Source organism: Deltaproteobacteria bacterium, assembly GCA_020848745.1.
Taxonomy (GTDB): Bacteria; Desulfobacterota; Binatia; order UTPRO1; family UTPRO1; genus UTPRO1.
This window is the reverse complement of the sequence record JADLHM010000098.1, coordinates 90,536-115,892: the sequence shown is the minus strand read 5'-3', so window position 1 is coordinate 115,892 and position 25,357 is coordinate 90,536. Positions and strand designations below refer to the sequence as shown.

Annotated in this window: 24 protein-coding genes; 13 read left to right on the top strand and 11 right to left on the bottom strand. The window is 72.5% G+C overall.

What is annotated here, in order from left to right; translation table 11 throughout:
* The first annotated feature begins 13 nt into the window (after positions 1-13).
* Positions 14-1,687 carry a hypothetical protein gene (locus IT293_14435; GenBank protein MCC6765852.1) on the top strand — a complete coding sequence of 558 codons (1,674 nt, stop codon included), beginning with the start codon at positions 14-16 and terminating at the stop codon, positions 1,685-1,687.
* Positions 1,688-1,733: 46 nt separating this feature from the next.
* Here IT293_14435 and IT293_14430 read toward each other — a convergent pair whose 3' ends face one another.
* Positions 1,734-2,402 (bottom strand): class I SAM-dependent methyltransferase, encoded by a 669-nt coding sequence (locus IT293_14430; GenBank protein ID MCC6765851.1) that lies wholly within the window; start codon positions 2,400-2,402, stop codon positions 1,734-1,736.
* Positions 2,403-2,627: 225 nt separating this feature from the next.
* The gene (locus tag IT293_14425; GenBank protein ID MCC6765850.1) at positions 2,628-3,596 is read right to left on the bottom strand and encodes a Gfo/Idh/MocA family oxidoreductase; all 969 of its coding nucleotides are present in this window, start codon (positions 3,594-3,596) and stop codon (positions 2,628-2,630) included.
* A 144-nt stretch (positions 3,597-3,740) separates the two neighbouring features.
* Between IT293_14425 and IT293_14420 the strand changes: the two genes are divergently transcribed.
* A complete protein-coding gene (locus tag IT293_14420) occupies positions 3,741-4,019 on the top strand; it encodes a hypothetical protein (protein MCC6765849.1) in 279 nt (92 codons plus the stop codon).
* 15 nt (positions 4,020-4,034) lie between these two features.
* Here the strand turns inward: IT293_14420 and IT293_14415 are convergent, their stop codons facing one another.
* From IT293_14415 to IT293_14400, 4 genes are all read right to left on the bottom strand, one after another.
* On the bottom strand, positions 4,035-4,655 hold the full coding sequence (locus IT293_14415) for a response regulator transcription factor (GenBank protein ID MCC6765848.1): 621 nt from the start codon (positions 4,653-4,655) through the stop codon (positions 4,035-4,037).
* 143 nt (positions 4,656-4,798) lie between these two features.
* On the bottom strand, positions 4,799-6,100 hold the full coding sequence (locus IT293_14410) for an ammonium transporter (GenBank protein MCC6765847.1): 1,302 nt from the start codon (positions 6,098-6,100) through the stop codon (positions 4,799-4,801).
* A 367-nt stretch (positions 6,101-6,467) separates the two neighbouring features.
* A complete protein-coding gene (locus IT293_14405) occupies positions 6,468-7,244 on the bottom strand; it encodes a hypothetical protein (GenBank protein ID MCC6765846.1) in 777 nt (258 codons plus the stop codon).
* Positions 7,238-8,440: an MFS transporter gene (locus tag IT293_14400; protein MCC6765845.1), complete on the bottom strand. Its 1,203-nt coding sequence runs from the start codon at positions 8,438-8,440 to the stop codon at positions 7,238-7,240. Before IT293_14400 ends, IT293_14405 begins: the two co-directional genes overlap by 7 nt.
* A gap of 276 nt (positions 8,441-8,716) precedes the next feature.
* On the opposite strand from IT293_14400, the gene IT293_14395 reads away from it, so the two are divergent.
* Genes IT293_14395 through IT293_14360 form a run of 8 tightly spaced genes read left to right on the top strand, consistent with a single transcriptional unit; the run spans position 8,717 to position 18,211 of the window.
* Positions 8,717-9,346 carry an endonuclease III gene (locus IT293_14395; protein ID MCC6765844.1) on the top strand — a complete coding sequence of 210 codons (630 nt, stop codon included), beginning with the start codon at positions 8,717-8,719 and terminating at the stop codon, positions 9,344-9,346.
* Positions 9,347-9,370: 24 nt separating this feature from the next.
* Positions 9,371-10,099 carry an RNA methyltransferase gene (locus tag IT293_14390; protein MCC6765843.1) on the top strand — a complete coding sequence of 243 codons (729 nt, stop codon included), beginning with the start codon at positions 9,371-9,373 and terminating at the stop codon, positions 10,097-10,099.
* 47 nt (positions 10,100-10,146) lie between these two features.
* On the top strand, positions 10,147-11,415 hold the full coding sequence (locus tag IT293_14385) for a hypothetical protein (GenBank protein ID MCC6765842.1): 1,269 nt from the start codon (positions 10,147-10,149) through the stop codon (positions 11,413-11,415).
* Complete coding sequence (locus tag IT293_14380) at positions 11,412-12,434, top strand: AAA family ATPase (GenBank protein ID MCC6765841.1); 1,023 nt, start codon at positions 11,412-11,414, stop codon at positions 12,432-12,434. The genes IT293_14385 and IT293_14380 overlap by 4 nt, the downstream gene beginning before the upstream one ends.
* Positions 12,431-13,345: a DUF58 domain-containing protein gene (locus tag IT293_14375; GenBank protein ID MCC6765840.1), complete on the top strand. Its 915-nt coding sequence runs from the start codon at positions 12,431-12,433 to the stop codon at positions 13,343-13,345. Before IT293_14380 ends, IT293_14375 begins: the two co-directional genes overlap by 4 nt.
* Positions 13,346-13,355: 10 nt before the next feature.
* Positions 13,356-15,245: a BatA and WFA domain-containing protein gene (locus tag IT293_14370; protein MCC6765839.1), complete on the top strand. Its 1,890-nt coding sequence runs from the start codon at positions 13,356-13,358 to the stop codon at positions 15,243-15,245.
* Positions 15,242-17,824, top strand: a complete 2,583-nt coding sequence (locus tag IT293_14365; protein ID MCC6765838.1) for a VWA domain-containing protein — start codon at positions 15,242-15,244, stop codon at positions 17,822-17,824. The genes IT293_14370 and IT293_14365 overlap by 4 nt, the downstream gene beginning before the upstream one ends.
* Before the next feature lie 33 nt (positions 17,825-17,857).
* Positions 17,858-18,211: a 4Fe-4S dicluster domain-containing protein gene (locus IT293_14360; protein MCC6765837.1), complete on the top strand. Its 354-nt coding sequence runs from the start codon at positions 17,858-17,860 to the stop codon at positions 18,209-18,211.
* 30 nt (positions 18,212-18,241) lie between these two features.
* On the opposite strand, the gene IT293_14355 is transcribed toward IT293_14360, so the two are convergent.
* Entirely contained in the window at positions 18,242-18,919 is a 678-nt protein-coding gene (locus IT293_14355; GenBank protein MCC6765836.1) for a class I SAM-dependent methyltransferase, read from the bottom strand.
* 353 nt (positions 18,920-19,272) lie between these two features.
* Between IT293_14355 and IT293_14350 the strand changes: the two genes are divergently transcribed.
* Positions 19,273-19,878 carry an isoprenylcysteine carboxylmethyltransferase family protein gene (locus tag IT293_14350; GenBank protein MCC6765835.1) on the top strand — a complete coding sequence of 202 codons (606 nt, stop codon included), beginning with the start codon at positions 19,273-19,275 and terminating at the stop codon, positions 19,876-19,878.
* Between the two features lie 43 nt (positions 19,879-19,921).
* Here IT293_14350 and IT293_14345 read toward each other — a convergent pair whose 3' ends face one another.
* The 3 genes from IT293_14345 to IT293_14335 all read right to left on the bottom strand — a co-directional run bounded on the left by IT293_14345 (position 19,922) and on the right by IT293_14335 (position 22,940).
* Complete coding sequence (locus IT293_14345; protein ID MCC6765834.1) at positions 19,922-21,343, bottom strand: HAD-IB family hydrolase; 1,422 nt, start codon at positions 21,341-21,343, stop codon at positions 19,922-19,924.
* A 64-nt stretch (positions 21,344-21,407) separates the two neighbouring features.
* A complete protein-coding gene (locus IT293_14340; protein MCC6765833.1) occupies positions 21,408-22,280 on the bottom strand; it encodes a crotonase/enoyl-CoA hydratase family protein in 873 nt (290 codons plus the stop codon).
* Positions 22,281-22,346: 66 nt separating this feature from the next.
* Positions 22,347-22,940 (bottom strand): dephospho-CoA kinase, encoded by a 594-nt coding sequence (locus tag IT293_14335; GenBank protein MCC6765832.1) that lies wholly within the window; start codon positions 22,938-22,940, stop codon positions 22,347-22,349.
* 47 nt (positions 22,941-22,987) lie between these two features.
* Between IT293_14335 and IT293_14330 the strand changes: the two genes are divergently transcribed.
* Together IT293_14330 and IT293_14325 are read left to right on the top strand one after the other, a co-directional pair.
* Positions 22,988-23,788, top strand: a complete 801-nt coding sequence (locus IT293_14330) for an alpha/beta fold hydrolase (GenBank protein ID MCC6765831.1) — start codon at positions 22,988-22,990, stop codon at positions 23,786-23,788.
* Between the two features lie 159 nt (positions 23,789-23,947).
* Complete coding sequence (locus IT293_14325; protein MCC6765830.1) at positions 23,948-24,211, top strand: hypothetical protein; 264 nt, start codon at positions 23,948-23,950, stop codon at positions 24,209-24,211.
* Between the two features lie 12 nt (positions 24,212-24,223).
* Here IT293_14325 and IT293_14320 read toward each other — a convergent pair whose 3' ends face one another.
* Positions 24,224-25,315: an LOG family protein gene (locus IT293_14320; protein MCC6765829.1), complete on the bottom strand. Its 1,092-nt coding sequence runs from the start codon at positions 25,313-25,315 to the stop codon at positions 24,224-24,226.
* Positions 25,316-25,357: the final 42 nt, after the last annotated feature.

The following is a 25,357-nucleotide window of genomic DNA, read 5'->3' as shown; positions in this document are numbered from 1 at the left end:
GGATGACCCTGTAATGTCAAGCACCTTTCTCATTCCTCCACCCCTCTGGACGCGCCGGATCGCCAGCGAGCTCTGGAGCGGGCCGGTGACGCCGCTCACCTATTCCCTCCTCGCGGAGCCGATGGCGGAGCACATGATGCGCCGCCCCTTGCAAGCCGCGGGGTTGGACGCGCTCGCCGCGATGCCGGCGCTCCGGCACCACGCGAGCCACGTCTACGTGAACGGGGCGCTCGTCGCCGAGACGCTCCGCCTCCTGCCCGCCGGGCTCCGCAGCGAGGGGCTTCTCGGCCTCCTTCCGGGCGTCGCGCGCGCCGGGCTCGGATCGGGCGCGTCGTGGATCGGCGGCGGCCTCCGGGCGCTCGCGATCGCCGAGCGTGCCTGGCGGAACGAGCCCGCCTGGGCGCCCTGGGAGCGCGCCGCCGCCTTCGACCGCGAGTGCATCGAGGTCCGGCGCGGGTTCCAGAACCGAGGCACGTTCGGCGCCGAACCATCGCCGCGCAACCTCCGCGACGAGCTCGTCCACGTCGCCGAGCGTCTCGGTCGCTTCCTCGACGTGGTGAGCTGGGGGATGGTCTTCGCCTACGTCTTCTTCCATCTCGTGCACGAGCTCGGCCGGCGCTGGGCGCCAGGGCGTCCCGAGGATCTGGCGGCCCTCACGGTCGGCGTCCCCGGCGTCGCGTCCCTGGAGGCGCACTACGACCTCCACACGCTCGCGCGCCTGTTCCGCGCCGAGCCGCGTGTCGGCGCCGCGGTATCCGCCCACGACCTCGAGACCGCCGCCGCGCTCCTCCTCCGTGACGACGGCGGCGCCGCCGCGCGGGCGTTTCGCCGCTTCCTCGACCAGCACGGGCATCGCCTGACCGGCCGCGACCTCTCGTGCCCGACCTGGGCCGAATCGCCCGCGATGGTCGTCGAGCTCGCGCTCGCCGCCGGGACGGACGCCGCGCTCGATCGCGCCGCGTTGGTCGAGCGCCGGCTCGCGGCGACCGCGCGCTTCCTCGCCGCCTTCGGCGGAGGCCCGACCGGCGCCGCCCGCCGCGCTGCGTTCGGCTGGCTCCTCGACTACGCGCAGCGCTACTACGCGCTCCGCGAGAACATGCGGTATCACGCCGACTTCTTCCTCGCGCGACTCCGCCAGGTCGTACGCGCCCTCGGAGCGACCCTCGTCGCACGCGGCAGGGTCGCGGCCGCCGACGACGTCTTCTGGCTCGACGTCGAAGAGCTCGTGCTCGCCCTCGACGATCCGGCTCCGCTCGCGGCGCGGATCGCGGCGCGGCGCGAGGCGGCGGCGCGCGACGCGGCGGCCCCCCCGCCCGAGACGCTCGACGTCGCGACGCCGCCGGCGCGGGTGGGCGCGAACGACGACCGCGTCCTCGCCGGCGAGCTCGGCGCGCCCGGACGCTGCGTCGGCCCGGCCCGGATCGTCCGCGATCCACGCGACTTCGAGCGCGTCGCCGCCGGCGACGTGCTCGTCGCCGTCTACACCGATCCGGGATGGACCTCGGTCCTCGAACGCGCCGCCGGTCTCGTGCTCGAGGCCGGCGGCATCCTCTCGCACGGAGCGATCGTGGCTCGCGAACTCGGCATCCCGGCGCTCGTCGGGGTGCTCGACGCCACCCGCCGCCTCCGCGACGGCGAGCGCCTCGTCCTCGACGCGGGCGCGGGCACGGTCACGCGGGAGGGATGAAAAGCGCGGTCGGACCGCGACCTCGGAGCACGCCCGCGCGCCGCGCTCAGCGCACCCGCACCGAGTATTCGAGGCCGTGCCCGAGCGGAATCGTCGTGGACTCGAAGCCGTTGGCCGGATCGCGCACGAAGGCGACGTACGACGCGAGCTCCTTCGGGAAGGTGAAGATGTTGTCGGCGAACACGGCGGTACCCTTGCGGAGCTTCGGCTGCAGGAGCCGCAGCATGGGCAGATAGAGGTCCTTCCAGCCGTCGAGGAGCACGAGGTCGACCGGCGGCGGCAGGTCGGCGAACGTCTCCATGGCGTCGCCCTCGCGCACCTCGGCGACGTCGGCGAGCCCCGCCTCGGCGAGGTTGGCGCGCGCGGAGGCGATCTTGTTCGGCTCGCGCTCGCTGCCGAAGAAGCGCCCGCCGTTCGCCCGCGCCGCTGCCGCAAGGTAGAGCGCCGAGATGCCGAACGACGTGCCGAACTCGACGATCGTGCGCGCGTCGATCAGGCGCGCGGTGAGGTAGAGGAGCTCGCCTTGCTCGGGCGAGATCGGAATGTAGGCATCCTTCAAGTACGGCAGGACGCCGTCGAGCATCGAGCGGCCGGTCAGCACAGACCAGAGCCCGGCCGGCGCCGCGCGCAGGAACACCCAACGGTCGCCCTTCGCGGCGGCGTGCAGCCGATCCAACGTCGCCGTCACCTTCGGATCCCTCAGCGCTTCGTGCAGTGCGGCCTCCTTCGCGACCGCGTAGGGATACGAGCGCGCGCTCGTGTTTACAACTCGCGTTCGACCATGCGCCCTCCCACCGCCTCGTGACCGCGCGAATTGCCCTCGCAAGCGCGCTCGCAGGCGACGGTCGCCGCGATCCTCGCAGCCGCGCGCGCTTTCTCGTCGCCGACGGCTACGGCGCGTTCACGACGAACCGCATGGCCGCGGCGCCGCGTCCGGGCCTCACCAGCGCTCGACGGCCTCGGCGCGGCCGCTCGCGATCGAGCGATAGCACGCTTCGGCGATGGCGACGGACTTGGCGCCGTCGGCGAGCGTGATCGCGGGGGTCCGGCGCTGCACGAGGGCCGCCGCCATCTCCGCGAGGACCGCCTCGACGGTCATCGCCGGCGCGCCGATGGCGAGCTCCATGCGCGTCGTGCCGACGAGGCGCGCCGCGATGCCGTGGACGTGATCGCCGACGAGCTGGCCCGCGCGCCCCGCGAGCTCGATCGCGCCGCCGCGACCGACGGTGGCGCGCGAGCCCGCGACCTGCGCCAGGATCCCGTCGTCGAGCGCAATCGTCGCCGCGAAATTGTCCTCGGTGTCGCGCGTCGCGACCCGCCCGGCCGCCGCGCTCACACGCATCGCCTCGCGGCCGGTGAGGAAGCGGAGGGCGTCGAAGCCGTGGACACCCGTGTGGAGGACGATGCCGCCGCCCGACTCGGCGCGGCGATCGAGCCACCCGAGCTCCGACGGCTCGAAGCGCTGGGTCAGCACCGCGGCATGGAGCCGGCCGATCGACGGCAGCGCCTCGCGGAGCGCGCGCACCACCCCGTTGAAGCGGAGGGTGTGCGCGACCATCGCGGTCACGCCGGCGCGCGTGGCCTCCTCCGCGATGACGCGGCACTCGGCGACCGTGGGGGCGAGCGGCTTCTCGATGAGCAGCGCCTTCCCGGAGCGGGCGGCGGCGGTCGCGAGCCGCACGTTCAGGGTCGGAGGGACGACGAGCACCACGAGATCGACGGCGGGGTCGGCGACGAGCGCTTCGGGGTCGGCATGGAAGCGGGCGCCGACGGCCGCCGCTTGCCGCTCCCCCGCGACCCGGTCGCGGCGGCAGAGCGCCGCCACCCGGAGGCGCGGCACGTCCGCGACGTGCCGCAGGTAGCGCCCCCCGTGCTTGCCCGTCCCGATGATGCCGACTCCGATCGCCAACGGCGCCTCCCGCGAGTCAGGCCGCCGGCAAAAGGACCCGGCGACCGACAGTTTCTTGCCGGCCTCGCCCGCTCCAGGTAGCGAAAACCCCTCGATTTGCCTACTGCTCGTCCATGGCATCGGTCATGCAGCTTCGCGGCGCCTATGCTGGACGCACGCGAGAAGCCCCAAGCCACCCTCCTCCGCAAAGCCCGCGTCCGCGCCGGTGACTACGGCGCCTGGCGTGTGGCCCCCGAGCACAACGGAGCGGAGATCTGGATCGTCGCCGAGCCGCCGCGCCGCCGCCGCTTCCGCAATCCGCGGGGCCAGGTCGCCGAAGGCCTCGTCTACCGGAGGCTCGACGGCCTGGTCGCGCGCGCCGAGTACCTCGAGCTGACGCCCGAGTATTGCCTGGTCGATCTCGAAGGCGCGGGGCACGCGTAGCCGCGCGGCGCGCGGTCACTCGCGCGGGCTGAGCAGTCCCGTGCGGAAGGCGTAGCGCGTGAGCTCGACGCGGTCGCGGACGTCGAGCTTCGCGAAGATGTTGTTGATGTGCGTCTTCACGGTCGCTTCGCTGATCTGACAGCGCTCGGCGATCTCGGCGTTGCGCATGCCGAGCGCGACGCAGCGGACGACCTCGCCCTCGCGCGTCGTGAGCTTCACGGCGGGCGCGCCCCGGAGCTGCGAGGCAAGCTCGGCCTGGAGCGTCGCCGGCATCCAGACGAGCCCTTCCTGTACGGCGCGGATCGCCTCCATGAGCGTTTCGACGCCGAAACGCTTCTGGACGATGGCGCGCGCGCCGAGCCGGATGGCGGCGAGCCCGTCCTCGATCCGCTCGCTCGCCGTGAGCACGATGACGCGTGTCACGCTCGAGAGGTGCTCGATGTCGTTCATCATCCAGCGCTCCATCTGCAGGTCGAGCAGCAGGAGATCGCAGGGCGTGACGGCGAGCGTGCCGAGGAGATCGGCCGCGCGTTCGACCTCGGCCACGACCTCGACGTCGGGCTGCTGACGCAGGAGCGAGCGCAGTCCCTGCCGGAAGATCGCGTGGTCATCCGCGAGAACGATGCGCGTCGCCATGCTTCTCGTCACTCGTCAACGGCAGCGCGCTCTCGAGGCGCGCGCCGGCCGCGCATCGCGAGTAGACGAATGACGGCGCGCGCGCAACCGAGGCCGCTCGGTCGCGCGCGCGCCGGATCATGGCGATGCGGACGGCGCCGCGATCAGCTGGTGTAGGCCTGCTCGCTGTGCTGCGAGAGGTCGAGCCCCATGCTCTCGTCGTCGGCGATCGGACGGAGCGGCGTGATGGCGTTCACGACGACGAGGATGACGAGGGTGCCGACGCCGCAGAAGATGTAGGTCGCCGCGACGGCGATGACCTGCTTCAGCACCATCTCCGGGTGGCCGTAGAGGAGACCACCGTCGAGGCCGAGGCTGAGCGTCGGCACCGCGGAGTTCACGGCCTTGGTCGCGAAGACGCCGGTGAGGATGGCGCCGAGCGTTCCGCCCACCATGTGGACGCCGACCACGTCGAGCGCGTCGTCGTAGCCGAAGGTGGGCTTCAGGCTGACGGCGTAGTAGCAGACCACGCCGCCCGCGAGGCCGATGAGGATCGACGCCATCGGCGTCACGAAACCCGCGCCCGGCGTGATGCAGACGAGACCGGCGACCGCGCCGGACGCGGCGCCGAGCAGCGTCGGCTTGCCCGAGCGCATCCACTCCGCGGCCATCCAGCCGAGGGTCGCCGCGGCGGCCGCGGTGTTGGTGTTGAGGAAGGCCGTCGCCGCGAGCTCCCCCGACGCGACCGCGCTGCCCGCATTGAAGCCGAACCACCCGACCCAGAGGAGCGAGGCGCCGATCGCCGAGAAGACGAGGTTGTGGGGCGGCATCGGCTGCTGCGGATAACCCATGCGCTTGCCGAGGTAGAGCGCGGTCACGAGCGCCGAGATGCCGCTCGAGATGTGAACGACGGTGCCGCCCGCGAAGTCGAGCGCACCGATCTGGGCGCCGATCCAGCCGCCGCCCCACACCCAGTGGGCGATCGGGCTGTAGATGAACGTCGACCAGAGCAGCATGTAGAGCGCGAAGGCCGGGAAGCTGATGCGCTCGGCGAACGTGCCGGAGATCAGCGCGGGAGTGATGACCGCGAAGGTCGCCTGGTAGACCACGAACAGGATGTGCGGGATCGTCGGCGCCAGCGCCTGCGCCGTCCCGAGCACGCCGTTCATGCCGGCGTAGTCGAGGCCGCCGATGAACCCGCCCTTGTCCGGGCCGAACGCGAGCGAGTAGCCGTAGACCACCCAGGTCACGCTGACCAGCGCCGCGCAGAAGAAGCTGTGCATGACGGTCGAGAGCACGTTCTTCGACCGCACGAGGCCGCCGTAGAAGAGGAAGAGGCCGGGAATCGTCATCATCAGCACGAGCGCCGTGCTGGTGAGCATCCAGGCCGTGTCGCCGGTGTCGAAGGTGGGAGGGGCGGCGGCCGCCGCCCCGGCGGCCTCCTCGGCGCCCGCCGAGCTCGCCATGGCGAGCACGGCGCCCAGGGCGGCGTACCCGATTCTCCGAATGGTCCGATTCATCAAACGCTCCTCCTCCGGCGTGAAGCCGCGGCTGGGGTGTGGTGCAACCGATCGGAAAGGAGCGATCAGCAACCGACATGCCGTGCGATTGCGGGTCTATGATCCACCCCCGAGGGTGGAGATCAATCTCCACCTCAATTTGATGATCTCCGGGGATTCGGATGGACGGAGAACCACCCACTGGATGTAGAGCAATCGATGTGCGCGAGGATCCCGACGGCCGGCGGCAAGGGAACGGGTCCACGAATCGCTGCTTGGAAATTGGACCGCGACTGCCCATCCCGCAGGCAGAGAGGCTCGGTGCCGGGACGATTCAGCGGGCGGAGGGGGGACCGGGAGGAGTGACTTCCTTGAGGCCGCTCGGAACGCGCAGGTCCTCGGCGGGCATCGACTCGGTGGTGATGCTGTCGATCACGAAGCGGTCGGTGACCACCCCGTCCCGCAGCTCCTTGCGCTCGAGCGGGAGGCCTTCGTACCCGCGCTCCGCGGCTCCGCCCCCTGGTCCGGACTCGCCGGCCATCCGCTCGGACAGGTCCAGGAAGCCCTCGAAGACGGCCACGTCGTCGGGCGGGATGTTCAGAGCGTCGGCCTCTGCGGTGCAGACCTCGACCTTCCGGCCGTCCCCCGACGCTCGGTAACGCGCGCACGGCCAGGCGCCGATCGTGTCCTCGCTGACCTTGAGGAAGTCGAGGGGCTTCCGGGCGCCGGTCGGGCGGCCGCCGCCCTGCTCCTTCATCATCTTCTCGACCATGGCGCGCTGCTCGGGGGGCAGATCCTTGAGCTTCGCCTCCATCATCTTCTGGGCCTCGTCGAGCTGGGCGCTGATCTGTTTGGCGCGCGCTTCGTCGACGGCGAAGGAGGTCTTCTTCTCCATGTCGACGATGTAGGCCGTGCGCTTGCCGTGGTCGTAGTAGATGAACTGGCCCGGCTGGCTCGAGATCCGTCCGCGACCGTCCTGGATGCGGAACTCGACGGTGCGGCCCTTCGGCGTCTTCGTGCCGGTGTACGTGCCGACGATCACGACGCCGGCCGACGCGGTGTCGGCGACGGCGGCCAGGACGAGCATCTGCGACACGAGACGACTCAACATGGGGCCTCCTCCCGGGACTCGCGCGGCACATTCGCAACCCCCATCGCGGCTGACAAGGGGGGTGCGAGCCGCAGCAGCCCCATGCCGCAGACGACGCACGCCGACGCGGCCGCGAACGCGAGCGGGTAGCCGAAGCGCTCGATGATGCCGCCGAAGACGAACGCGCTGATCGCGACCCCGACGCTGAACGACCCGGAGAAGAGGGTCTGCACCCGTCCGAGGTTCCCGGCATGGCTGAGGTCGACCATGAGCGCGTTCGCGGTCGGATAGACCATGCCCTGTCCCGCGCCGAAGGCGAGGCCGACCGCGACGAGCGCCGGCACGCTCGCGACCAGGCCGAGGGTCGCGATCGCCGCGGCGAGCACGGCCATGGCGGGGAAGAGCACCGGCCGGCGCCCGACGCGGTCCGAGAGGCCGCCGAGGACGATGCGCACCGCGATCGCGGCGAGCGAGTACGACAGGAAGAAGGGCGCGACGCGCTCGATGCCGGCGGCGCGCACGAACGTCGGCACGAAGGTCAGCACCGTGCCGAAGCCCATGCCGCACGCCGTCATCGTCGCCGCCGCGAGCCAGAGCACGGGCTCGCGGCGGAGCGAGCCCTCGCCCGCCGGCGCGCTACGGTCCGGGCCGTGCGCCCGCGGAGCGCGCACCATCGCGCTCAAGCCGACCGAGCCGAGCCCGAGTGTTCCCGCGAACGCGAACAGCGCCGAGAAGCCGAACCGGCTCGCGATCACCTCGCCGATCGCCGGCGCGATCGCGTGCGTGAGCAGCGTCGAGATGCCGAAGATCCCGAGCGCTCGACCGCGGATCGCGCGCGGCGCGAGCTCGGCCGCGAGCGTCGACGCCGTCACGAAGGCCGCCGTGAACGCCACGCCCTGCACGACCCGCACCCCGTAGATCAGCGGGCTCGCGCCCGGCACCAGGAGGTACGCGTAGGACGCGGTCGCCATGATCGCCCCGCCCGCGATCACGAACCGGCGCCGGTCGACGCGGTCGAGGAGCACGCCGAGGAACGGCAGGACGACGATGCCGGCGAAGCCCGCCGTCCCCATGACGTAGCCGATGGTCTCGGCGCTCGCGCCGAGGTCGTGGAGATGCACGGGCAGCAGGAAGAACGAGGCGAAGTTCAGGAAGAAGACGAAGTTCGCGGCGGTGACCAGATGGAAGTCGCGCGGCAGGCGCTCGTTGGACGACATCGCGATTCGGCTCGTGGCGCTGGGATGCGACGTGCGCGCGGCGCGCGTCGTTAGACCGCATCCCCCGGACCCACGCAACGCGCGCCGGCGATTGCCGGCGCGCCACGCGCGCGGCATACAGCCCGGATGGCACGGCGACCGGCGGCGAGCACGCGGACGGCGGCGAAGGCGGCGACGCGGGCCGGGACGCGCGGCAGGCGCACGGCAACGGAGCGCACCGTCGCGACCGGTCCCCGGCGGCGGCGCGCGCTCCGGCGCGACGAGATAGGGATCGTCATGGACGTCCTGCGCCGGGCGGCGCCGGGATGGGGATCCCCGGCCGTCACGCTGATCGCGGAGACGACCGGCGATCCCTTCCGCGTGCTGATCTCGACCATTCTGAGCCTCCGTACGCAGGACGAGACGACGGCGGTCGCGTCGCGTCGGCTCTTCGCGCGCGCCGCCGACCCCGCCGCCATGTCGAAGCTCCCGGCGGCGACCATCGCGAAGCTCATCTACCCCGTCGGCTTCTACCGCACGAAGGCGCGCGCCATCCGCGACGTCTGCCGCGCCCTCCTCGATCGCTTCGGCGGCCACGTGCCGAACGACCTCGACGCGCTCCTCACGCTGAACGGCGTCGGCCGCAAGACCGCCAACCTCGTGCTGACGCTCGGCTTCCGTTCGCAGGGGATCTGCGTCGACACCCACGTGCATCGCATCACGAACCGCTGGGGCTACGTCCGCACCACGACGCCGAACGACACCGAACAGGCGCTCCGCCGGATCCTGCCGGCCGAGCACTGGATCGAGATCAACGACCTGCTGGTCGCGTTCGGACAGAAGCTCTGCCGACCGATCTCCCCGCACTGCTCGCGCTGTCCGATCGCGACCTACTGCCCGCGTCGCGGCGTCGAGAGCCAGCGATGACGGGCGGGGCGCGCTGAGGCCGCCATGGAACTCGACCGCATCCGCATCGTGCTCGTCCGCCCGCGCGAAGCGGGGAACGTCGGCGCGGTCGCGCGCGCCATGAAGAACATGGGGCTCGCCCGGCTCGTGCTCGTCGACGCGCCCGCCGTCGACCAGGCGCGGGCCGCGACCCTCGCCGTGCACGCGCAGGACGTGCTCGCGGCGCGGCGGCACGTGGCGTCGCTCGCGGAGGCGCTCGCCGGCTGCGGGCTCGTCGTCGGCACGAGCGGCCGCGCGACCGCGGCGCGCGACGCCGCGACGACGCCGCGCGCCCTCGCGCCGATCGTGCTCGCGGCGGCGGCCGCGAACGACGTCGCGCTCGTGTTCGGACCCGAGGATCACGGGCTCGCGCTCGAGGAGCTGAAGCTCTGCCAACACGTGCTCGCGATTCCGACCTCGGACGCCTACGCGTCGCTGAACCTCGCGCAGGCGGTCGTGCTCTGCGCGTACGAGCTCTGGACGGCCGCCGCACCGCCCGCGCCGGCGCGCGAGCTCGCGTCGCACGAACGGCTCGAGCTCCTCTGGTCGAAGCTCGAGGCGGGCCTCTCGGCCGTGAGCTTCCTCCACGGCGAGGAGGCGCCGGCGATCATGCGGCGTCTGCGGACGATGCTCGGGCGCGCGGCGCTCGACGACGGCGAGGTGCAGATGCTGCTCGGGGTCGCGCGGCAGATGACGTGGGCGGGAACGCGGGCCCGACGCCGAGTCCGGAATTGACCGGCCTGCGGGCCTTCACTATCGTCGATCCGGTCGCGCGACGATCCATGCCGGAACTCACGCCCACCGGTGCCGTCGATGTGGTCGAACGGCAGGTTCGCCGCGTGCGCCGGCGCAAGAACCTCTACGAGCTGCAGCGAGCGTTCTACCTGTCGATCGCGGTCGCGGGCGGCGCCGGCGTCGTGCTGCTGCCGATCGCGTTGTTCGCGCGCGTCGAGGTCTTCGCCATCGCCGCGTGGAGCATGCTCGTGGCGCTGGTCGTGGCCGGGGTGCGGCTCGCGGGAACGGCGGTGCGCCGCTGGCTCTCGCGGCCCGACGCAATCGCCTGGATCGAGCGCGAAGGCGTCCTCGCCGGCCGCGTGCGTACGCTCCTCGAGCTCGGCGCGGCGCCCGGACTCGCGGCGGGCTTCTTCCACCCGCTCCTCGTCTCGGAGGTCGGCGCGACGTTGCCGGCCTGGACGCCGCGACGGCTCGTGCCGCGGCGCGTACCACGGAGCGCCTGCGCGTCGGCGCTCGCCGCGCTGCTCCTGCTCGCCGCGGCGGTGCGCCTGGCGTCGCTCGTGTCGCCGGCGGCGGCGGGGCCCGTCGCGACCCCCGGCACGCGCACCGCGCGCGCGCCCGAAACGGCGGTCGGCGACCGGGTGATCGTCGCGCCGAACGCGCCGGGAGCGGCGCCGCGCGACGCCGGTCGGCCGGACTCGCGCGGCCCGGCGCGCGCCGACTCCCGCCTGACGCAGCTCTCGAGCGCGCTGCAGGAAAACGTCCGCGAGCAGGTCTGGGGCACGGCCTGGGAGCGCGTCCGCGACGCCCTGGCGCGGGCCGGAGCGAGCGGAGCGGAGCCTGTGGCCGGCGAGGACGCCATCGACGACGCCGAGCTCGACGTCGTTGGCGCGGACGACGCGCGCCTCGCGCAACGCGAGCGGCGCGGCGGCGAGGGCCGGGGCGGGCGCGAGGCCGGCGACGACCGGGAAGACAGCGACCCGACGGCCGCCGCGGCCGACGGCAATGAGCCGCGCGACGGAAGCGACGGCGTGAGCGGCGCCGGCAACGACACCTCCCCCGGCGATCTCTTCACCGGCGCGAGCGTCGACACCTCGGACACCAACGCTTCCTTCGAGCTGTCGCTCGCGGCGCGCATGCGCAACGACCAGGCCGGCCGCCGTCAAGCCGGCGGCGCCGCGCCCGACGCGGACCCCGACGCGCACCCCGCCCTCGCCGCCGATCAGCGGCGCGAAGCGGCGGCGCACCGCATGCCCATCCCCGCCGCATACGAGCAGGTGGTGCGCGAAGTGTTCGCCCACCGCGAGGAGCCATGACACCCGCGATCGCCGCCGCCGCCATCGAGGACTTCCAACAGACCTTCGCCGCCGTCCGCGCCGAGATCGCACGCGTCGTGATCGGGCACGAGCGGGCCATCGAGACGATCCTGACCGCCTTCTTCGCGGGCGGCCACGTCCTCATCGAGGGCGTACCCGGAATCGGCAAGACGTTGATCGTGCGCTCGCTGGCCGAGGCCCTGAACCTGAGCTTCAACCGCATCCAGTTCACGGTCGACCTCATGCCGGCGGACATCACCGGCACGCGCATCATCACGGAGCACCCCGACGGGCGCCGCGAGCTGGTGTTCGTCGCGGGGCCGATCTTCGCGCACCTGCTCCTCGGCGACGAGATCAACCGCGCGACGCCGAAGACGCAGTCGGCGCTGCTGGAAGCGATGGCCGAGCAGCAGGTGACCGTGGCCGGCTCGAGCTATCGCCTCGCGGCGCCGTTCTTCGTGCTCGCCACGCTGAACCCGATCGAGATGGAGGGCACCTACCAGCTGCCCGAGGCGCAGCTCGACCGGTTCATCTTCAAGGTGCTGCTCGAGTATCCGAGCGAGCCGGAGCTCACGCGCATCCTCGCCGCGACGACCGTCGCCGATCCGCCGACGATTCGCCCCGTGCTGTCCGCGGACCGCGCGGCGGCGCGCGCCGAGGAGCTGAAGCGGCTCGTGCGCGAGGTGCTGGTGGCGCCGCACGTCGAGCAGTACGTCGCCGGGCTCGTACGCCTGACGACGCCCGCCGGCGCGCGCGGCGACAGCGAGGCGGAAAACGACGTGCGGCGCTACGTCACCTACGGCGCGAGTCCGCGCGGCGCCCAGGCGATCGTGCTCGGGGCGAAGGTCATGGCGCTCCTCGACGGCCGTCCGCACGTCACCTACGACGACGTCGACAAGGTCGCCGTGGCCGCGCTCCGGCACCGGCTGGTCATGAGCTTCGCCGCCGAGGCAGCCGGCGTCGCGCCCGCCGAGATCGTCGAGCGCGTGCTGGTCGCGGCGCGCCGCCTGCGCACGTGAGCCCGCCGGCGACGCCCGGCGTGCTCGATTTCGGCGGGCTCGCGCGTTTCGACGGTCTGACCCTGCACGTCCGCCGCGGCATGGGCGAGCGCCCGGGAGAGCGCCGCTTCCCGGGGCGCGCGCAGGCCTCGGGCGTCGAGATCGAAGCCTACAGTCCGTACACGCCGGGCGACGACCTCCGCCATCTCGACTGGTCGGCGATGGCGCGCCTCGATCAGCTCCTGGTCCGCCGCTTCACCGCCGAGCGCGAAGTGCGGTTTCACGTACTGCTCGACGCGAGCGCCTCGATGGACGCCCCGCCCGAGGACGCAAAGCGCGCCGGCGCGCACGCGCTCGCCGTGGCGCTCGCGTACGTCGGGCTCGCGGCGAACGACGCGGTGCAGGTCGCGTGCCTCCGCGGCGACGGCGCCGTCGCGACCTCGCCCGTCTATCGCCACCGCCGCGGCACCCTCGCGCTCGCCGAGCTGCTGGCCGCGTCGGAGGTCGGGGGTGCGGTTCGGCTCGGCGCCGCGTGCGAGGACTACGCACGGCGCCATCCCGAGGCCGGCGCCGCCCTCCTCGTCTCCGACTTCATGACCGATTCCGCGGAGGTCGAGCGCGGGATCCTCGCGCTCCAGGCACGACGCTTCGAGGTGCATCTCCTGCACGTGATCGGTGCGAGCGAGCTGGATCCGGCGGGCCACTTCACGCGCGGGATCCTGGTCGACGTCGAGACCGGCGCGACCCATCCCATGGTGCTGACGTCCGCGGTGGCCGGGCGCTATCGCGAAGTGCTCGAAGCGCATCTCGCCGCGCTCCGGGAGGTCGCCGCGCGCACGCGCTGCACCTACGCGCGGTGGACGGCTGGAACGGACCTCGCCACCTTCGTCACGGTCGATCTCGCGCAGACCGGACTCGTCCGGCGGCGATGACGGAGCGCGCGTGAGACTCGGGAATCCCGCCGGCCTCGCCGCGCTCGGCGCCGTCGCCGTCCTCGTGGTGCTCTACCTCTACGACCGGCGGCGGCGCACCATCCCGGTCGGCAACCTCTTCCTGTGGCAGCGCGTCGAGAGCCCGCCGCGCGAGCGCGAACGCTTCCGACCCGACCGGCTCTTCTTCGCGCAGCTCGCGATCGTGCTCGCGCTGGTCGCCGCCTACGTCCGACCGGTGCTCGAACGCGCGGCGCCGCCCGCGCCGGGCGCGCCGCTCGTGCTGGTGCTCGACGTGTCCGCGAGCATGCAGACGCGAGAGGACGATGGAACACGCTTCGCGGAGGCGCGCGGGCGCGCGCTCGCCCGCGTCGGCGAGGCGGCCGCCGACGACGAGGTCATGATCCTCACCGCCGCCACGCGACCGCGCGTCGTCCTCGACTGGAGCCGCGACCGCGCGCGCGTCCGCGCGTCGCTGGAAGCGCTCGCGCCGACCGACGCCCCGACCGACCTGGCGCCGGCCCTCGAGCTCGCCCGCGCCATCGCCGCCGACCGACCCGGCGCGAGTATCGCGGTCTTCACGGATCTCCCGCCCGAAGCGAGCGGCCTGACACCCGAGGCGCGCGCCGCGCTCGACTACGTGCAGCTCGGACGGAGCGACGACAACGTCGGAATCGCCGGTATCACCGTCACCACCCCGCCGTTCCACGGATCGAGCGATGCGACCGCGACCATCGACGTCCGGAACTACTCGCGTACGAGCCGCGAGGCGGTGCTCGAGGCCCGCGTCGCCGGCACACCGTGGGCGCGGCGCGCCTTCACGATCGCACCGCGGGCCACCGAACACGTGCTGCTGACGCGGCCGCCCGGGAGCGGCCCGCTCGAGGTGCGGCTCGGCGGCGACGACGCCCTTGCCGTCGACGACCACGCGACCGCGTGGATCGGAGCAGGCGCGCCCCTCGACCTGCTTCTGGTGACGGACTCGCGCGCTCTCGCCGACGCCTTCGCCGGCGTGGCAAGCGCGCTCGCCGGCAGCCGCGTCGAGGTGACCTCGCGCGAGCGCTTCGAAGCGGCGCCGCCGGCCGGGCGACGCGTCGCGCTCTTCGACGGATTCGTGCCGGCGACGCTGCCGCTCGCCGTGAATGCGCTCTACGTGGCTCCGCCCCCCGGCAACGACGTCTGCCCGAGCGGCGCGCGACGTGACGGCGCCACCGTGGTCGACTGGGACGAATCGCATCCGGCGCTCGCGGGACTCGACGCGCTGCACGCGCTCGGCGTCGACGGCGTCGTCGAGCTCGGCGACGTGTCGTGGGGAACGCCGATCGTGCTCGCGGCGGCGCACCGCGCCGCGTTTCCGCTGCTCGTCGCCGGCGAGCGGAACGGTCGCCGCACGGCTTGCCTCGGCGCAGAGCTCGGCGGCTCGCTCGGGTCGTCGGATCGCCTGCCGCTCCTCTTGCTGACGCTCGCGACGTTGCGCTGGCTCGCGGAGCCGTTCGGCCCGCGCGCGCTCCTCGTCGAGACCGGCCGTCCGATGCTCGCCGGCTCCGCTCCGATCGCGGCGGGCGGAGGCGACGGGCTCGAGATCGCGGGAGATCCGCCCGTCGTGGTCGCCGAGCGCGCGGGCGTCTACACGCTCGGGCCGCCGGGCGGCGAGCGCCTCGTGCTCGCGAACCTCTTCGACGACCGCGAATCCGACGTCGGCCGGAGCGGCGCGGCCGAATGGCGGGCGAGCGCGCGCCCGGCCTCGCCCGCACCGACGGCGAGCGGCCGCCCGCTCGCGCCCTGGCTGTACGTCGCCGCGCTCGCCGCGATGGCCGGTGAATGGGCGCTCTGGCGTGCGGCGCAGGTCCGGCGCGCGAAGCCGCCGGCCCTCGCGGAACGACCGGGGAGCGGACGGCGTTGAGCGTCCGCATCGACGCGCCCGCGGTCCTGCTGCTGCTCGGGCTCCTTCCCCTGCTCTTCGCGCGCAAGCGCGGCGTCCGCACGGGGTGGGCACCGCTTCTCGCAGCGCTGACGCGCGCCGCGGCCGCGGCGGCGGCGATCGCGAGCCTCGCGGGCGCGCACCTCGAGCGCCCGCGACCCGAGGCGGGCACGTGCCTCGTCGCCGCGATCGACGTATCGGCGAGCGTGCAGGACGCCGCCGTCGCGCGGGCGCGCGAAGTCCTCGACGCCGTCATCGGCCGGCTCGGACCCGAGGACATGCTCGGCTCCCTGGCGTTCGCCGCGCGAGCGCGGGTGGTCGCCCATCCGCGGCACGACGTACGCGACGTCGCCACGCTCCTGCCGGCGCCGGCCAGCGACCTGACCGGCTTCGAAAGCGGGGACACCGACCTCGCCGCCGCCTTCACCCTGGCGAGCGCGCTCTGTCCGGCCGGGAAGGAGCGCGCGCTCCTCCTCTTCTCCGACGGCAACGAGACGAGCGGCAGCCTCGCCGCCGAGGCCGCGCGCGCCGGAACCCGCGTTCCCGTCTACGCCTTCGCGCCGAACGGCGCGGCGCTGCCGTCGGCGGTGATCCGGCGCGTGCTCGCGCCGAGCTTCGCGCCCGAGCGCTCGGTGCTGCCGCTCGAGCTCGTCGTCGAGAGCCGCGCGCCCGTGCCGATGTCCGCCGAGCTGCGCCTGCTCGCCAACGGCGAGCTCCTCACGCGAGAGCGGGCGCGTCTGGCGCCGGGACTCAACGTGATCGGCATGCCGTATCGCCTGCGCGGCGTCGGACAGTACGCGCTCGAGGCGGAGCTCGCGCTCGCGAGCGACGGCGCGGCGCTTCCCGGACGAAGGCGCGCGGCGATCGCCGTCACCGAGCCGCTGCGCGTGCTCGTCGTGAGCGAGCGCCCGTCGCCGATCGTCGCGACGGCGCTCGCCGAGCGCGGCATGCACGTCGAGCTGGCGTCGCCGCGCGCGCTCGCCGAGCGCATCGACGGGCTCGCGCGCCAGCACCTCGTGATCTTCGACGACGTGGCGCGCGCCGACCTGAGCGACGCGACCCTGGAAGCGCTCGCCGCCTGGGTCGCGCGGGGCGGCGGCCTCATCGCGACGGGCGGCGAGCATCTCTTCGGCGACGCCGCGTACACCGGGAGCGCGTTCGAGCGCGTGCTGCCGGTCGCGGTGCGGGCGCAGACGGCGTCGCCGCAGGAGCGCGAGCCCATCGCGATCTACCTGGTCATCGACCGATCCAACAGCATGGGCTACGCGAGCCATCAACCCGCGCTGCACAACGGCGAGAAGATGGCGTACGCCAAGCGCGCCGCGCTCGCCGTGCTCGACCAGCTCGGCGAGCGCGACCTCGTCGCGACCATCGCCTTCGACTCGCAGCCGTACGAGCTCGGCCCGCTCCTACCCGCGGGCGAGAGCCGCGCCGCGCTCGCCGCGCGGATCCAGCAGATCCAGTACGGCGGCGGCACCGATTTCAAGGAAGCGCTCGAGATCGCGCGCCGGAACCTGATCGCCTCGGGACGCCCGGTCCGCCACATCATCCTGCTCACCGACGGCGACAGCAATCGCTCGGCGGAGGACCACGCGGCCGTGATCGCGGCGCTCGCGCGCGCCGAAATCACCGTGACGAGCATCCGCATCGGAAGCGACACCGTCAACCTCGACCTGCTCGACGCGATCTCGCGGGCGACCGGCGGCAGCTTCCACCACGTCGAGGACGCGCAGCAGTTGCCGCAGCTCATGATCCGCGACGCGCAGCGCCTGATGGGCCGCTCGACCGAGCGCCGCGAGACGCCCGCCCGCGCCGCGGAGGGCGGCGCCATCCTCGCGGGCATCCCCGAGCGGGACGTGCCGCCGGTCGCGCGCTGGGCCGTCGTGGAGGCCAAGCGCGGCGCGGAGGTGCGCCTCTTCGTCGAAGACGGCCAGGCGCGCGACCCGTTGCTCGCCACCTGGCAGTACGAGCTCGGCCGCGTCGCCGTCGTGCCGCTCGACTTCCAGGGCGGAGCATCCGCGTGGCCCGCGTGGCGCGGCTTCGCGAAGCTCTGGACCCAGCTCGCCGAATGGACGGCGGCGCGCGGACTCGCGGATGACCACCACGTCGAGGCGACGCGGCGCCGGGACGGAACCCGCATCGCGCTCGACACGGTGGCGGACGACGCGGGCCCCTTCACGCTCCGCCTCGACGATGCCGAAGACGTCGTGCTACGGCAGGTCGGACCGCGGAGCTTCGCCGCGACCGTTCCGAACCTCCGTCCGGGAGTCCATCCCGCGGCGCTCGCGCGCGCCGGGTCGCGAAGCCCGGAACGCTTCGACCTGCTCGTACCCGCGAGCGCCGACACGGACCGCGAGTTGCGCACCGTCGCAACCAACGCGGCGCTGTTGAGCGCAGTCGCCGCGGCGACCGGCGGCGCCGTCGATCCCGAACCGGCGCGCGTCTTCGCGGCCCGTCCCGGCGTGCGGCACGAGACCCTGCCCCTCGATGGGGTACTGGCGCCGCTCGCGCTCGCGCTGGTGCTCGCCGACGTCGCGATCCGGCGGCTGATGCTGCTTTGACACGGCTACTCGGAATCGGCAAAAGCCGCGCCCATGGCTTACATCATCACGCGCCTCTGCCGCGACTGCGTGGACACCGCGTGCGTCACCGTCTGCCCCGTCGACTGCATCTACGAGTACAAGGGCGCGGATCACGCGACGTTTCCGAACCAGCTCTACATCCATCCCGACGAGTGCATCGACTGCGGCGCGTGCGAGCCGGAGTGTCCGTGGCAGGCCATCTTCGAGGAGGCGGCGGTACCGGCGATCTTCGCCGACGACACGCAGCTCAACTACAAGATGATGGAGGCCAAGGACGACTTCGCGGTGAGTCCCACCGAGAAGAAGGAACATCCGACGGCGGTCGAGATCGAGGCGAACAAGCGCAAGTGGGGCCTCGACACGTAGCGGATCGCAGAAACAGGCCGATCTGTTTCCTTAGATCGGCTTCGCGAACTTCAGGACGAAGCGGTCGCTGGTGCCGCGCCTGTCGCCGGCCTTGCGGGGCGAGGCGTTCCAGTCGCGAACGTCGGCAGGGTTGCGCAGGAAGTCGGCGGCGGCCACGAGGCGGAAGCCGGCGGCTTCGATCTCCTGCCGGACGACCCGCTCTTCGATACGGTGTAGGGACTCGGTCTCCGTGACGCCCGTGCCCGGGCGTCCGGAGTGGTCGACGACCACGTAGACGCCGCCCGGTCTGAGCGCCCCGTAGATCGCGTGATTCATCTTCGCGCGGTTCGTCTTCATCCACACGGTATCGTGATAGAGGAGCACGTTGACCACCGCGTCGAGATTCCCGGCGTCCGGAGGCAGCGGGTCGTCGAACTCGCGGTCGACTCGCACCACGTTCTTCATGACCGGCTTCGCGAGACGCGCGGTCCAGGGCGCCTCGGCGAAACGCTCGCGGATGAACGCGTTGTTCTGGCCGTAGACGACGCCGGTCGGCGCGACCGCACGGGCGAGCAGCTCGGCCGTATAGCCGAATCCCGCGCCGATCTCGGCGACCCGCATGCCGGACCGGGCGCCGATGAACGCGAGCAACTGCTCGGGACGGCGGCCCGCATCGAGGGCGCGATCGGCGGCGGAGCGGTCCGGCGCGCCGACCACGGCCCGTGCCATGTCGAGCAGGGCGGGATCGATGCTCGTCGGCGAGTTGACGTGGGTCTGCCGCTTGACGCACCCCGCGCTCGCGAGAAGCGCGGCCAGCAGCAGGAGCTTCGTCTTCGTCGTGGGTGAACGCATGAGGCGCCGACTATCCCAGGGCCCGGGCTCGTTCAACGGAGGACGCGCGCGCCGACGCGAATCCGAGCCGCGCGCGCCACGCCCCGCCGGGCCCGGGCGACGGCGACGCGCTCGTCCCGGCATTCCGGGACGCTACGCGCGTCCGGCGCGCGCCCGGTGCCGCGCCGAATCCGAGTAGCCGAATCCGAGTAATTACTCGTATCCTGCCGGCGCCAACACGGAGGTCGCCCATGCCGTTCGTCGCGCTCGTCGGATACGCCGTCTTTCTCCTCCTCGCCTTCGGCCTCCGCGCCGTCATCCACTGGCGCCGGACCGGCTCGACGGGCTGGGTCGGGCTCTCCGGTCGTCCGCTCTCGCTCGAATGGTGGGCCGGCGTGCTGTTCGGCGGCGCCGTGCTCGGCAGCGGTCTCGCTCCGGTGGGGCAGCTCGCGGGCGTCGTACAGGCGTGGGCCGCGATCGACGGCGGGATCGCCCGCGGCCTCGGGCTCGTCTGCAGCGCGCTCGGCATCACCGGTACCCTCTGGGCGCAGCTCGCGATGGGCGCGTCGTGGCGCATCGGCGTCGACCAGACGGCGCGAACGAGGCTCGTGTCCGGTGGTCCGTTCCGCTTCGTGCGCAACCCGATCTTCACGTGGATGACATTCGCGAGCGCGGGTCTCGCGCTCCTCGCTCCGAACGCGCTCGCGCTCGCGGCGTTCGCGGCGCTCGTCCTGGCGCTCGAACTCCAGGTGCGCGGGGTCGAGGAGCCGTACCTCCTGCGCGTCCACGGCGACCACTATCGGCGCTACGCCGCCGCGACCGGCCGTTTCCTGCCCGGCATCGGGCGGTTGACGTGATCCAGGGCCGACGTCACCCTCCCCGTCGGCCCGCGCGGGACGCTCACTCCCCGAGCGTCTCGACGTAGAGGTTCCGGATCTCCTCGATGTGGCGGTCGACGTCCTCGACCTTCCAGCCGGTCGTGGGCACCGGCGGGTGCACCACGACCTCGATCGTCGCCGGCCGTACGATGATCCCGTGCTTCGGCAACGCGTCGAGCGTATTGCGGAGCACGATCGGCACGATCGGCACGCCGGCCGCCATCGCCATGTGGAACGCGCCCTTCTTGAATCGACCGAGGTGTCCGGTGGCGCTGCGGGTCCCCTCCGGCGCGAGAACCAGCGAGAGCCCCCGGCGGATCGACTCGACGGCGGGCTTCAGCGCGGCGACGGCCTTGTCATGGTTGAAGCGGTCGATGAACACCGTCCCCACCGCGGCGAACACCGGTCCGAAGATGGGGTTCCGTCGCACCTCCTGCTTCGCGACGGCGATGATGTCGCGGCGGAGCAACCGGCAGAGCACCAGCATGTCGATGCCGCTCTGGTGGTTGAAGATGAAGACGGCCGGGCGATGCGACCAGAGATGCTCCTCGCCGACGACCGAGACGTCGACGCCGGCCAGCGCCGTTCCGAGCTCACCCCACGTCGTGATCGCGATGTTGATGGCACGCCGCCAGCTCCAGCCGAGCACCGCGGCCGGCACTCCCAGCATGAGCGACGGAAACAGCGCGCCGACCGCGAGCGAGGTGCGCACCACCTCGAGCGGTCCCGGCGTGCCGCGGCTCGTGAAGCGGTTCACCGGCCAGCCGCGCTTGGCGGCAATCTCGGCGAGCCGGTTCGAGGGGTTCGTCGGCCGCGGATTTCCGACGATCTCGAGCAGGGGAAGGTCCTCGTCGCTGTCGGTGTAGAAGTAGCTCGCGCCGAGGTCGATGCCGCGGGCCGCGGCGAACTCGAGGGCCGCCGAGGCCTTCCCCGGGCCGTAGCACGCCGGCTCGACGACGCGCCCGGTGAGCTTGCCGTCCTGCACCTCGAGCTGCGTGCAGAGCACGTGCTCGATGCCGAAGTCGCGGGCGAGCGGATCGATCTGGTAGCGCGTCGCCGACGAGACGACCGCGATCGTGTGGCCCCGGCGGCGGTGCGCCTGCACGAGCGCCCGCCCCTCCGGATACACGTCGGCCGCGAGATGCTCGATGAACATGTGCTCCGCGTGCGAGGCGAGCTCGGCCTCGTCCACGCCGCGGAGACGCTCCATGGTGCTCGCCACGAAGCCGGAGAACCCGATCTGCCGCAGCTGAAAGAGCGTCGCCGCGAGCATCGTTTGCGCGAAGTGCTTGACGCCCATGCGGCCGGCGAGCAGGTCCTCGCGGATGAAATGCGCCGCCGAGAAGCCCGCGAGCAGCGTGCGATCGAGATCGAAGAACGCCGCGACCTGCGGTCCCGGGGGCCCGTCGTCGATCTCGCGCGTGAGCTCGGCGTGCAGCGCCATGGGGGATGCTCTTTAGCAACGAAGCCCCCGGGACGCACGGCCGACCCGGGCCGCCGCGGTAGGCCTACGGCTTCGGCGTACGGGGCTTGTGCGCCCGCGAGCGGGGTCCGGAGCCGTAGTCCCCGAAGGGGTCGTCGCGCTCGCGAACGGCCGAGCGGAATCCGACTTCCTGCGCGCGGCTCACGAAGGCGAGCCCCTCCTGCGTGTGGCGGGCGATCCCGTCGAAGAGCGTGCCGAGCGTACGGCTCGAGGTGAGCCCCATGTTCTCCGCGGTCTGATTGCAGAGGAGCTTCAGCATCACGAGCTGATTGGCCGGGAGCCGGGCCATGCGGCGCGCGAACGCCATCGCATGGGTCTGGAGCTCGGCGTCGGGAACGGCTTCGAGGATGAGGCCGATGCGCGCCGCCTCCGCCGCCGGGATCTCGTCGCCCGTGAGCAGGTAGCGTTTCGCCTTCTCGAGGCCCATCCGGTAGACCCACATCGCCGTCGTCGGCGTGCCCCACACCCGCGCCGGCGGGTACCCGAACGTCGCGCCCTCGCCCGCGATCACGATGTCGGCGCACAGCACCATGTCGGTGCCCCCGCCGATGCACCATCCCTGAACGGCGGCGATCGTCGGCTTCGCCGCGTACCAGAGCTTCATGTAGACCTCGACGAAGCGGCCCATCATGCGGAGGTCGCTCACGGAGTCCCAGCGCCGCTCGCGCTCCTCCTCGGTCGCTTGCGCGACCGTCGACCAGTCGAGGCCGTAGCCGGCGCAGAAGGCGGGCCCCTCGGCGCGCAGCAGGATCACCCGCACGGCGCGGTCCGCGTCGGCGTCGTCGATGGCCGCCGCGAGCTCGTCGCGGAACGCCGGCGTGATGGTGTTGTACTCGCTGGGACGAGCGAAGACGATCGAGCGGACCCCGTCCGCGGTCTCGGTCCGGATGGCGCTCATGGCGTCGCCCGCGTCGCCGTCGCCGCGCCGCGCTCCGCCTCGGCGGTGAGCCGCTCGCGACGATCTTCAGGCAAGGAGCGTCCTCCAGGCCGCCGCGACGACCGTGCGCAGGCTCGCCAGATCGCCGTCGTTCTCGATGACGACGTCGGCGTGGCGGCGCCGTTCGGCGTCGTCGAGCTGGGCCGCGACGCGCGCGCCGATCTCGGCGCGGCTCATGGAGCGATCGGCCGCGAGACGGGCGCGCACGGCGTCGGGCGGGGCGGCCACCACCCAGATCTGATCGACGAGTCCGGTCCCCTTCGCCTCGACCAGGATCGGCGCCTCGAGCACGATGGGGCCCGTGAAGCCCGCGTTCCGGCGCTCGGCGATCTCGCGCATGATCTCGCCGAAGATGAGCGGGTGTACGATCGCATTCAGCGCCGCCCGCCGCTCCGCATCGGCGAAGACGATCCCTCCGAGCTTCTTGCGGTCGATCGTGCCGTCCGGGGCGACGATCGAACGACCGAATGCCTCGACGATGCGCGCGAATCCCTCGCTGCCGGGCGCGTAGACGCGATGGCCGACCTTGTCGGTATCGATGACGTGGGCGCCGAGCTCCGCCAGCATGCGGCCAACGACGCTCTTGCCCGATCCGATGCCGCCGGTGAGCCCGATGATCACCAGGCTCTTGTTGCGCAGGCGCAACCGCTCTGCAACAACGCCCGCCCATGACGGCCGAGGTCGTGCCCGTCGACGAGCGCGTCGAAGGCGACGTGCGGGTACGGCGCGTCCGCTACGCGGGCGCGGGCGGGATACGGGTCCCGGCGATCCTGTGGCAGCCGGCGAACGCGACGGCGTCCGCGCCCGCCGTCGTCCTCCAGCACGGAGCCAACACCAGCAAGGAAGACTACTACATCCAGGCGCCGGCCCGACGCTGGGCGAAACACGGATGGACGGTATTCGCGATCGACCTCGCCGAGCACGGTGAGCGCGCCACGGCGACGCCGGGCGATCCGCTGGTGCGCCGGAGGTTGATCGGCAAGCCTGCCTTCGTCGAGCAGAGCGTCGGCGACCTCGCCGCGGGCATCGACGTGCTGACGGCGGCCCCGGGCGTCGACGCCGCGCGCATCGGCTACGTCGGCTTCAGTCTCGGTGGCATGCTCGGCACGGTCTTCGCGGCCCGCGAGCCGCGGATCGCGGCGGCGGCGATCGTGATCGCCGGGAGCTTCGCGCACACGCGCTACTGGGAGCGCGGCGCCACCGAGGAGGATCGGCGACGCCGGCTGGCCGCCGCGGAAGCGACCGACCCCGCCTTCTTCGCCGCCGCGATCGCGCCCCGTCCGTTCCTCATGGTGAACACGCTCGACGACCCGGTCTTCCCGCGCGACGCCGTCGAGACGCTCTTCGCGGCGGCCCGCGAGCCGAAAGAGCTGCGCTGGCGGCCCGGCACCCACCATCAATGGGGCGCGGGAATCTACCGCGAGGTGTTCGACTTCCTGCGGGCGACATTCGAGCCGCCGAGCGCCTGATCCGCCGCCCGTCCGCGGCCGCTCGCAGGGATGCAACTCGCCCCGACGGTCTCGCAGTTTTGCCGCCGGACGCCTCGACCCGGGGTGCGGGGGAACGCGCGGATTCCCGAGGGCTCGGGATTCCGACGCTGGCATCGTTCTTGTTAACCGCGTTGAGCGATGGTCATCGACACCAGCACGTTCAGCGACATCACGCGACACCTCCACGGCATCTCCGAAGGGCTGCTCGACGGGATGCGCAAGGTCGTGAGCCTGAATCCCGACGCGCCCCCGGTCGGCGGGAACGAACGGCGCGACGAGTGGCTGAAGGCCGTCGAGGCCTTCGTACGGGCGAACGCCGAAGTCCTGACCCTGGCCGAGCTGCTGCGCGCGCTCCTCGCCGCCAACGGCGAGCTCGCGGACGAGAAGCCGGCGCTCAGCTGAGCGCCGGACCGCTCACACCAATCCGCCTTCGGCCGTGTGTTGCGGCGGGGCGAGCACCGTCGGCTCGGGCCCGGCTCGATTGATGAAGTCGATCATCGCCCGCAACCGGCCAAACCGCATGCGATTGAAGCGGAACACCAGCCGGGGGAGATGCGTGATCTCGGGCTCGCCGCGCTCCTCGGGCAACGCCTCGGCGACCTCGAAGGCCCCCTCCTGCAAGACGTCCCGGAACTCCGCGTTCAGCCGGTCGACCAGGGCGAGCGGAAGCGCCGCGTTCAGCCGGATCACGAAGCGATCCCCGACGTATCGCGACGAGTGGTACACGCGATAGAAGGACCGGATCTCGGCGACGGCTTCGTCGATGTCGTCGGTCACCTTGAAGAGGTGAAGATCCTCGGCGGAGATGAGCCCCGGCCGGAGCAGGTGGTCGTCGACGTACCGCTTCCACGTCTTCCAGGAGGTCGCACGGGGGGCGTCGAGGAAGACGATCGGCAGCGGCCGTGACTTGCCCGTCTGCACGAGGGTGAGCGACTCGAAGCCCTCGTCGTGGGTGCCGAAGCCGCCGGCGAAGAGGACGATCGCGTCGGCTTCCTTGATGAACATGAGCTTGCGGGTGAAGAAATACTTGAAGGTGATGAGCTTCGGGTCACGGGCGATGAACTCGTTCGCGCCCTGCTCCCACGGCAGCCGGATGTTGACCCCGAAGCTGCGCTCGCGCCCCGAGCCTTCCTGGCAGGCGCGCATGATGCCGCCCCCGGCCCCGGTCAGCACCATGAACCCTTCGCGGCAGATGCGCTCCGCGAACTCCTTGGCCTGCCGGTAGGCCGCCGAGGTGTCCTTGGTGCGCGCCGACCCGAACGCGCTGACCTTCCGGATGTGCCGGTACGGCGCGAACACCTTGAAGGCCTGGCGCATCTCCTTGAGGGCGGTGTTGATGATCTTGAGGTCGCCGGTCGAGGCGTTGTCGCGCATCAATCGGACGACGGTCGTCAGGATCTCCCGCAGGTACCGTTCCTGTTGCGGCGTGCCGAGGGGACCGGCCTCGGCGAGGACCTGGGCGACGATCTCCTGGACTTGGGTCGAGGGCGTGGGGACTGGTTGCATGGGTCGATGATACCGGACCTTCCGGGCACGCGACCACTAGGC